1 protein-coding gene is annotated in these 539 nt (G+C 71.2%); it reads left to right on the forward strand.

Annotated elements, in window-relative coordinates; translation table 11 throughout:
- Window positions 1–539 (forward strand): alpha-glucan family phosphorylase (gene glgP, locus M3677_RS16855; RefSeq protein WP_251161117.1); only part of this gene is annotated, 539 nt, incomplete at both ends.

A 539-nucleotide genomic window follows, 5' to 3' on the forward strand; every position in this document is an offset into this window, starting at 1 on the left:
GCATCGACGCCGGCGAGCTGTGGAGCACCCGCCGGCTGCTGCGCGGGCGGCTGGTCGAGGAGGTGCGCCGTCGGGTGCGCGAGACGGCGCTGTCGCGCGGGGCGTCGGAGGCCGAGCTGGGCTGGACCGACTCGGTGTTCGACCCCGACGTGCTCACCATCGGCTTCGCCCGCCGGGTGCCCTCCTACAAGCGGCTCACCCTCATGCTGCGCGACCCCGAACGGCTCAAGCGCATCCTGCTGGACCCCCAGCGCCCGGTGCAGCTGGTGGTGGCCGGCAAGTCCCACCCCGCGGACGAGATGGGCAAGCGGATGATCCAGGACCTCGTGCGCTTCACGGACGATCCCGAGGTGCGCCACCGGATCGTCTTCCTGCCCAACTACGACATCGCCATGGCCCGGGTGCTCTTCCCGGGGTGCGACGTGTGGCTCAACAACCCGCTGCGCCCCCTCGAGGCGTGCGGCACGTCCGGCATGAAGGCCGCGATCAACGGCGGGCTGAACCTCTCCGTGCTGGACGGCTGGTGGGACGAGATGTAC

The organism is Curtobacterium sp. P97, assembly GCF_023712445.1.
Lineage (GTDB): Bacteria > Actinomycetota > Actinomycetes > Actinomycetales > Microbacteriaceae > Curtobacterium.